The sequence below is a fragment of the Halomonas sp. ND22Bw genome, assembly GCF_003011945.1.
Classification (GTDB): domain Bacteria; phylum Pseudomonadota; class Gammaproteobacteria; order Pseudomonadales; family Halomonadaceae; genus Halomonas; species Halomonas halophila.
In genome coordinates, this window is record NZ_PXWD01001383.1 from 1 (window position 1) to 251 (window position 251).

1 protein-coding gene is annotated in these 251 nt (G+C 69.7%); it reads left to right on the forward strand.

The annotated features are described in order from the left end of the window. Positions 1-251: EF-Tu/IF-2/RF-3 family GTPase (locus CVH10_RS22730; protein ID WP_369335987.1), on the forward strand; the 251-nt coding region annotated here is incomplete at both ends.

Genomic DNA, 251 nt, shown 5'->3' on the forward strand with positions numbered 1-251 from the left:
CCCATCGAGGACGTGTTCTCGATCTCGGGCCGCGGCACGGTGGTGACGGGTCGCGTCGAGCGCGGCATCGTCAAGGTCGGCGAGACGGTGGAAATCGTGGGTATCCGCGACACCCAGACCACCACGGTCACGGGCGTCGAGATGTTCCGCAAGCTGCTCGACCAGGGCCAGGCGGGCGACAACGTCGGCGTGCTGCTGCGCGGCACCAAGCGCGAGGACGTGGAGCGCGGCCAGGTCGTGTGCAAGCCCGG